At 75.5% G+C, this 8081-nt stretch carries 8 protein-coding genes; 2 read left to right on the top strand and 6 right to left on the bottom strand.

Features of this window, described 5'->3' with window-relative positions:
* The coding region (locus AB0O00_RS23785) for a branched-chain amino acid ABC transporter permease (protein WP_363654906.1) at positions 1-988 on the bottom strand (988 nt) is incomplete at its 3' end.
* Between the two features lie 7 nt (positions 989-995).
* Positions 996-1589 (bottom strand): hypothetical protein, encoded by a 594-nt coding sequence (locus AB0O00_RS23780; RefSeq protein ID WP_363654904.1) that lies wholly within the window; start codon positions 1587-1589, stop codon positions 996-998.
* 147 nt (positions 1590-1736) lie between these two features.
* On the opposite strand from AB0O00_RS23780, the gene AB0O00_RS23775 reads away from it, so the two are divergent.
* Both AB0O00_RS23775 and AB0O00_RS23770 read left to right on the top strand, forming a co-directional pair.
* Positions 1737-2345, top strand: coding sequence for a hypothetical protein (locus tag AB0O00_RS23775; RefSeq protein WP_363654902.1), 609 nt, complete (start codon positions 1737-1739; stop codon positions 2343-2345).
* Positions 2336-3712: an ABC transporter substrate-binding protein gene (locus AB0O00_RS23770; RefSeq protein WP_363654900.1), complete on the top strand. Its 1377-nt coding sequence runs from the start codon at positions 2336-2338 to the stop codon at positions 3710-3712. Before AB0O00_RS23775 ends, AB0O00_RS23770 begins: the two co-directional genes overlap by 10 nt.
* A gap of 59 nt (positions 3713-3771) precedes the next feature.
* Here the strand turns inward: AB0O00_RS23770 and AB0O00_RS23765 are convergent, their stop codons facing one another.
* The 4 genes from AB0O00_RS23765 to AB0O00_RS23750 all read right to left on the bottom strand — a co-directional run bounded on the left by AB0O00_RS23765 (position 3772) and on the right by AB0O00_RS23750 (position 7663).
* On the bottom strand, positions 3772-4947 hold the full coding sequence (locus AB0O00_RS23765) for a PP2C family protein-serine/threonine phosphatase (RefSeq protein ID WP_363654898.1): 1176 nt from the start codon (positions 4945-4947) through the stop codon (positions 3772-3774).
* 90 nt (positions 4948-5037) lie between these two features.
* Positions 5038-5460 carry a MarR family transcriptional regulator gene (locus AB0O00_RS23760; protein WP_359957193.1) on the bottom strand — a complete coding sequence of 141 codons (423 nt, stop codon included), beginning with the start codon at positions 5458-5460 and terminating at the stop codon, positions 5038-5040.
* A gap of 29 nt (positions 5461-5489) precedes the next feature.
* Positions 5490-6728, bottom strand: coding sequence for a M48 family metalloprotease (locus AB0O00_RS23755; protein ID WP_363654896.1), 1239 nt, complete (start codon positions 6726-6728; stop codon positions 5490-5492).
* Between the two features lie 143 nt (positions 6729-6871).
* Positions 6872-7663, bottom strand: a complete 792-nt coding sequence (locus AB0O00_RS23750) for a universal stress protein (protein ID WP_363654894.1) — start codon at positions 7661-7663, stop codon at positions 6872-6874.
* Positions 7664-8081 lie beyond the last annotated feature (418 nt).

The following is an 8081-nucleotide window of genomic DNA, read 5'->3' as shown; positions in this document are numbered from 1 at the left end:
GTGCTGAACCCGTGGGAGTACTGAGGGCCCGCCATGTCGTCGGCCCGGGCACCGCGAGCGGGGCGACGTCGGCCCGTGCCCCGGAGATGCCCGGCCCGGCGAGCAGCGCGGTGGCCAGCAGCGCGATGACGAACAGGTTCGACTGCACCGCCTCCAGCAGCGGCAGCAGTTGCCCGGACGGGCGCAGCCGGGTGAGTTCGGCCTGGGCGACGCCGAGGCCGAGCCCGGTGGCGACGGCGACCGGGATGCTGCGCAGCCGGGCCGCGACGGCGACCGCCATGGTCTCCATGACGAGCAGCGGCAGCCCGTACGGGTCGAGCAGCAGGTACGGCGCGAGGGCGATGCCGACGAGCCCGGCGGTGAACGAGCCGAACGCCCAGCCGGCGGCCGAGACCCGGTCGGCGTCCACCCCGGCGAGGCCGGCGAGCCTGCGGTCGTCGACGACGGCGCGCAGGTGCAGGCCGAAGCGGGTCCAGCGGGTGGTGACGGCGACGGTGACGGCCAGCACGAGGATCGCGGCGAGCTGGGCGACGGTGTCGGGCCGCAGTGTGTGCCCGCCGGGGAGCCGGATCGGTGCGCCGCCGAGCGCCGAGGGCGCCCCGGCCAGCGGCGCGGCGCCCCACAGCAGCACCACGACGCCGATGAGCAGCACGAACACGCCGAGCCCGGCGACCATCGTGTCGGCCGGCCCGGCGCCACGCCGCTGCAGGGGGCGGTAGACGAGGACGTCCAGCAGCACGCCGAGCGCGGGCGCGACGAGCAGCAGGCAGAACGCGACGGCCGGCCACACCGGCCAGTGCCGCACCACGACGAGGTCGCGCAGCAGGTAGGCGACGGCCATCGCCTGCGCGCCCTGCGCGATGTTGAGCACGCCGGTGGCGCGGTGGCAGACCACCAGGCCGATGCCGCTGAGCGCGGCGGCGCTGCCGACGGTGAGCCCGGCGAGGGCGAGGTCGACGGTGAGGCCGAGCGAGTCGGTGGCGGCCATCGGGGGCTCAGCCGGCCGGCGGGGTGGACTCGCCCGGACGGGTGGTGGCGGGACCCCCGTCAACCGGCGGTGCGGGCGGCTCGCAGACCGGGCAGACCGTCAGGCCCCTGGCCCGGACGGCCTGCGCGTCCACCGGCACGGCCCCGTCCTTCCCAAGGACGAGCGGGCAGCCGGGCCGGTGGTAGTGCGTGCCGCCGGGGACGGCGAGCCACTCGGGGTCGTCGTCGCTCAAGCCGTCGGCGGACGCGGGCTCGTCCGGCTCGACCAGGAGGGCGTACAGCCGCTCCACCCGGCGGTCGGTAAGGTCCCCGCGCCCGGACGGGGACGGCGGCCGCACCGCGACCAGCACCGCACCCGCCACGATCAGCGCCGCCCCGGGGACCGTGGACGACGCCAGGTACGGGATCTGCTGCTCGGCGAAGCGCTCGCCGGACACCCCGTACCAGCCCAGCACGCACAGCACCGCCGCGGCCGCGAAGAGCAGCCACCCGGCCCACTCGCGCGCGCCCTGGAGGGCCCGCAGCCGACGGGCGCCGCGCCGGACGGGGGAGCCCCGCGCGGCGTTCCGGGCGGTTCGTCCCCCGGATTGCGATTCGTCCATCGATCCGCCTTCATGGTGTCACTTGCGACGTTTCCAGGATTGGCCCGGAACGGCATCCGGGACGCCAAGACAGCAAGCGACCAAGACAGCAAGCGACCGAGACACCAAGACACGCAAGACACCAAAGAGACCCGAAAGGGAACAGCAATGCCTGTGACGGAGAGCGGCAAGCCCAGGGTCCTGCGGACGGCGAGCGCGCTGCTCGTGCTCCTGCTGGCCGGTTCGATGGCCGCGTGCAGCAGCAGCAAGTCCGGCTCGTCGGCGGCCTCGTCGGTGAAATCGGCGGCGTCGGCGGCCGTCTCCTCGGCGGGAGCGGCCATCTCGTCGGCGGTGGCCAGCGCGAGCGCCGCCGTCTCGCCGGGCGCCTCGGCGAGCGGCACCGCGCCCGCCGATCCCGCCGCCGCGAAGGCCGAGATCACCGCCAACTGGGAGAAGTTCTTCTCCCCGGCCACCCCCATCGCCGACAAGGCCAAACTGCTCCAGAACGGTGACGTGCTGCTCCCCGTCCTCCAGGGCTTCTCCCAGGACCCGCGCGTCGGCCAGGTGCAGGCCAAGGTCTCCGACGTGACGTTCACCGACGCCACGGACGCCACCGTCACCTACGCGCTCTCCCTCCAGGGCACCGTCGTCGAGCCGAACGCCTCCGGCCAGGCCGTCCTCGACAACGGCACCTGGAAGGTCGCGCGCGCCACGCTCTGCGGCCTCCTCACCCAGGCCGCCGGCGCCAGCGGCACGCCGATCCCCGGGTGCAGCTGACGGCCGCCGCCCCCCGCCGGGTGCCCGCCGTCCTGCTGGCCCTGCTCCTCCTGCTGACGGCCTGCGGCACCCGGCTCCCGGACGGCGCGTTCACCGCCCGTCCCACCCCCGCCGGCCCGGGGTCCTCCCCGGGTCCCGAGGCCGGCACCAACCCGGCCTCGGACACCGGCGTCACCGCCGGCGAGATCCGGATCGGCATCGTCACCTCGCTGACCAGCCCGGTCGGCAGCGAGGTGTTCAGCGGCCCGCGCTACGGCGCCCAGGCCTTCTTCCAGGCCCTCAACGACCGCGGCGGCCTGCACGGGCGCACCGTCCGCGTCGTCACGTGCGACGACGGCGGCAGCGGCATCGGCAACCAGGACTGCGTCCACCGCCTGGTCGACCAGGCCCACGTCTTCGCGTTCGCGAGCGGCAGCGTCCTCGACTACGCGGGCGCGCCGTACGTCAGCGGCAAGGCCGTGCCGGACGTCGGCGGGCAGCCGATCGGCACCGCGTACGACCGCTGGCCGCACCTGTACGGCATCTACGGCAGCGCCGCCCCGCGCGACGGACGGTCGGTCGGCTGGAACGGGACGCTCTACCAGAGCACCGAGGTGTTCCGTTTCTTCAAGGAGCGGCTGGGCGCGGCCAGCGCGGCCGTCGTCGCCTACAACCAGGCCGACTCGGCCCGCTACGCCGCCCAGCTGAAGGCCGGTCTCGAGGCCGAGGGCTACCGCGTGCTGCTCCAGACGGTGGACTTCGCGCTGCCGAACTTCCAGGCGGTCGCCGCGGCCGTCCGCGCCGACGGCTCGCAGCTGCTCTTCGACGCGATGGACACCCGCGGCAACGCGGCGCTGTGCCGCGCCCTGGACGAGGCCGGGGTGCGGGTGACGGCGAAGGTGACCAACGTGCAGAACTGGTCGGAGTCGGTGCGCACCGACTACCGGTCCTCACCCGATTGCCGCAACGCGCTCTGGGCGACCTCGTCCAGCCTGAACTACGAGGACCAGCAGTACCCGGCGGTGCACGACTTCCGGGCGGCGATGGCCCGCTACTACCCCGACCGGGCGGCGCAGCTGTCCGCGTGGGAGCTGGAGGGCTGGGCGGGCGCCCAGTGGCTCACCGACGCCATGGACTCCTGCGGCGCGGCGCTCACCCGGGCCTGCGTGGAGGCGTTCATGAACCGCGCCGAGCCGTACGACGCGCACGGCCTGATCCTGCCCGCCTCGTTCGTCCCCCAGCCGCCGCCCGCCGGCCCGGTCCGCGCCTGCCTGAACGCCGCCCGCTGGCAGGACGCGGCGCAGGGCGGCACGGGCGGCTGGGTCACCCAGGTGCCGTCGATGACGACGACCTGCTACGACGTGCCCCAGCTGCCGTACAAGCCCTGATCGCCAGTCCTCGGGGAGGCGCCTACTCCTCGGGGAGGCGCTCAGTCCTCGGGGGGCGCTCACTCCTCGGGGAGGCGCTCCACCACGACCATCGCCGCGTCGTCGCCCAGGTGGCCGCCGACGTGGGCCAGCAGGTCGCGGCGCAGGCGGCGGAGGAGGACGGACGGGCGCTCGGACTGCCAGGCGGCGACGCGCTCGGTGAGCGGGTAGAAGCGCTTGCGGGCGTCCCTGGCCTCGATCACGCCGTCCGTGTAGATCAGCAGCCGGTCGCCGGGCTCGAACGGGAACGTCTCCACCTCGTACGTGGTCGGGGCCAGTTCGCCGAGACCGAGCGGCGGCGCCGGGTGGCGGGCGATGAGCGGGCCGAGACCGTAGGTGTGGAGCACCAGCGGAGGCGGGTGGCCGCAGTCGATCAGGTGGACGACCGTGTCGTCGTCGGGGATGTCGAGCAGGACGGCGGTGATGAAGGACTCGCTCACCTCGTCCGACCCGCTGTCGTCCGGTTCCCCGTCGAGGCGGTGGCGCCGGGCCTGCTCGGCGACCTGGGCGAGGTCCCAGCAGACGCTGCCGTCCAGGTAGGCGGCGAGCCCGGGCAGGTCGGCGTGCAGGTGGGCGGCGGCGCGGAAGGCGCCGAGCAGGAGGGCCGCGTCACCGAGCGAGGACAGGCCCTTGCCACGCACGTCGCCCACCAGCAGCCGGGTGCCGGTCGGGGTGCGGGCCGCCGCGTACAGGTCCCCGCCGACCTGTGCCTCGGCCTCGGCGGCCAGGTAGACGGACGCGAGGTGCAGCGGCCCGATCCGGTCCGGGAGGGGTCTCAGCAGCACCCGCTGGGCGGCCTCGGACACCGAGCGGACCCGGGCCAGCTCGCGCTCGTGCCGGTCACGCAGCACCCGCAGCACGACGATCAGCACCGAGACGGCCACCTGGGCGGCGATCTGGGTCTGGATGTTGGTGGTGGTGAGGCCGGCCTCCCGGATGCCGCCGATGACGGTGAGCGCGGCGAGCGCCAGCACGGCGACGCCGAACGTGGCGCGGGCGCCGGCCAGCGAGGCGGTGAGCGCCGGGGCGACGATCAGCAGCGGGCCGAGGTGGATGTCCGGCGGGGCGAGGACGTCGACGACGGTGATGATGACGATCAGCGCGAGCGGCAGCGCCGTCAGCGCGCGGCGGTCGGGCCGCCACGATCGGCGGCGGTCGCGGGGGCGCGGGTCACGGTCTCGCTGCCGTAGTGGCACCTCTCCTCTGTACACCGTGGGGGCGGTGCGGCGCACCCCGGGCGGCGGCCCTGGCGGCCGATGGTTGCCCGGGGGAGGGCCCTGGGAGGGTCAGCCCTCGGCGCCGTAGCGGGCGAGGTAGTCGGCGAAGCGGGCGACGTCGGCGTCGGACCAGTCGGTGAAGCGCTCGGTGAAGGCGAGCCGGCGCTGCTCGTTGGCGTCCCGCAGGAGGGTGAGCCCGGCGTCGGTGGCGCGCAGGATCTGGCCGCGCTGGTCGTCCGGGTCGGTCTCGCGGCGCAGCAGCCCGAGCCGCTCCAGGGCGGTGACCTGCCGGCTGACGGTGGACTTGTCGAGCATGAAGTACGCCGCGACATCGGCCGCCCGGCAGCCCCCGCGCTCGGTGATCAGGTCGAGGATGCTGTACGTGACCAGGGAGAGGTCGGGGTGCAGCTGCGAGGCCTTGTGGCGGGCGCGCCGGGCGAAGGCGGTCAGCTCGCGCTGGATGGTGTCGATCGACGTCTGGCGGCCGGGCACGGCGTCCTACCTCCTCGGGATTTGTTGCACTATACAACGGCTTCGGGTGGGGCGCCCGCCGGTCCGCCCGTCGGTCCGTCCGCAGGCCCGCCCGCCGGTCCGTCCGCGGTTCCGCCGTCCCCCGTGCCCCCGGCCCGCCAGGCGCGGGCGGCGGCGATCCGGCGGGTCGCGCTGGGGTGAGTGGCGAACAGTAGCTCAAGCACCCGGGGCGGGTCGACATCGGACACGTTGGCCAGTGCCAGTCTGCGCTGCATCGCGATGAACTGCTCGGCGTCCGAGGTCAGTTCGAGGGCGTGCCGGTCCGCCCGCGCCTCGATCCGGCGGCTCGCCGCGCACTGCGCGGGACCCGACAGTGCCCCGGTCAGCGCCCCGAGCGCCGCCAGCAGCGGCAGTGCCCGCGGATCCGCCGCGTCCGCCGCCCCGGCCGCCGACAGGAGCGGCTGCCACGTGCTCAGCAGACCCAGCACCACCACCGCCCCGGCCGCGCCCACCGCACCCAGCAGGGTGCCGGTCAGGACGTCCCGGTGCTTCACGTGCCCCAGCTCGTGCGCGACCACCAGCTCCACCTCGCGCGGCTCGGCCGTCGACAGCAGCGTGTCGTACGCGACGATCCGGCGGGTCGCGCCCAGCCCCGACACGTACGCGTTCAGCGCGGTCGTCCGCCGGGAGGCGTCCGCCACCAGGACGTCCCGGATCCGGACGCCGTCCCGCTCCGCCAGCGCGAGCAGCGCCGTCCGCAGCGGCCCTTCCCGCATCGGGGTGAAGCGGTTGAACACCGGCTCCACGACGAGCGGGTGCAGGAACGACAGCGCCCCGACGAGCAGCGCCGCCGCGCCCGCCCCCGGCACCCACCAGCGCTCCGGCGACCACGCCGTCAGCGCGAACAGCCCGAGCGCGAGCGGCAGGACCAGCCCGAGCGCCAGCGCCAGACCGCGCACCGCGTCCACCGCCCAGCCCGCCCAGCCCTGCGTCACCAGCCCGTACCGGGCCCGGACGGTCCGCGCGCCCGCGCCGAACGGCAGCTGCGCCGCCTGGCCGAGCACGACGAGCGCCGCCGCGCCCCCGAGCACCCCGGCCGTCCGGGAGCCGCCGAACCAGCCGCCGACGGCGCTCACCAGGCCCGCCCCGGCGGGGGTCAGGCCGAGGACGAGCGTGAGCGCGAGGCCGGTCAGCCGCCCGCCCAGCGCCCACGGGAGCTGGGCGCGGCGCAGGGCCCGGCCGCGGGCGCGTTCGGCGGGGGTGAAGTCGTCCGTGGTCGTGGTGTCCATGGGAGGGGTGCGGCTCCGGGGTCCTGGACGGCGGGTGTCGGGGTTCAGCATGGCGCACCGGGCCGGGGCGTGGGCGCTCCTCGGGTGGGTTCACCCTTCTGCCCGGCGCGGCTCGGTTGTCCCGTCGCTCTGTTCCGTCGGGCTCAGTCCTCCGTCGGGCCGGTGGCGCCGTGGACGCCCGCGCGCAGCAGCTGGTGGCCGAGGTCGACCAGGGCCCGGCCGACGGCGAAGTCGTCGCCGACGGCCGCCGCCGGGGTGTCGCGCGGGTTGCGGCGGGCGAGCGTGTCGCTGTGCAGGACGTCGCCGTCGGCGTCCAGCACGGCGTGCACGCGGGTGGTGTCGCCCTCCTCGACGACGTGCAGGCTGAGCTGCCAGTCCTTGGTGCGGGTCTCGCGGCCGCCCGCCGCCGTGGTCGTGACGGCGCGCGGCGGCGCCGAGACCGTGCCGTCGGCGCGGACGATCACCACCGGGCACACCCCGTGCACCGCGCACCGCGTGGTCACCGAGCCCAGCAGCGTCCGGGCGAACGTGCCGCGCCCGCTGCTGCCGAGGACCAGCAGGTCCGCCTGCTCGGCCGCCGCCAGCAGCACCTCGGCGGCGTGGCCGGGCACCAGGCTCTCCCGGACCTCCACCGGGCGGTCCCGGCCGACCACCTCGTCCACCTCGCTCGTCAGGGTGCGGCGGGCGGCCTGCTCGAAGCCGTCGTCCACCACCGGCGCGTACCAGCCGTACAGGGACGGGTACTCCCAGGCCGCCACCGCGTCCACCGCCGCGCCGGTGAGCGCGGCCTGCCCGACCGCCCAGCGCAGGGCGGCCTTCGAGGGCGGTGAGCCGTCGATCCCGACCACGATCCGGCGCGGCCGGCCGGTGGGCGGCCGGTCGGTGGGTGACTGGCCGGTGGGCGACGGGTCGGTGGGTGACTGGCTGGTGCTCATGGCGTACCACCTCGGTGAACCCCGGCGTGCGGGTGCTGCTGCGGCTGCCCCTCTCCACTCCACGCTGCGCGCGGGTGGCGGTGGTGCACCAGGGACGCGGTGGCCGGGTGGAGCGGGCGGTTGGGCCGGGCGGGCCAGGTGGCCGAGGCGGTTCGGGTGAGGTTTCTGCTTCGGTCTTGTCCGCACTGTGCCCGAACGGTGCCGGAACCGCGTGGGTCCGTGACGTAGGCTGACCGCTCTTGTGCCGATGTCGATGGCTGCGTCGGAGCTCGTGTCGGCGTTCATGCCGATGTCCGTACTGATGTTCATGTTGATCCCGGGGGGAACCACTCATGCGCCGTGCCGCCGCTTCCGCTGCTGCCGCCGCCGCGCTGCTGATCGGGCTGACGGGCGTCGCCGCGTGCGGGCCCGACGACCC

This window comes from Kitasatospora sp. NPDC093558 (assembly GCF_040683475.1).
Lineage (GTDB): Bacteria > Actinomycetota > Actinomycetes > Streptomycetales > Streptomycetaceae > Kitasatospora.
This window is presented reverse-complemented; position numbering and strand designations above follow the sequence as displayed.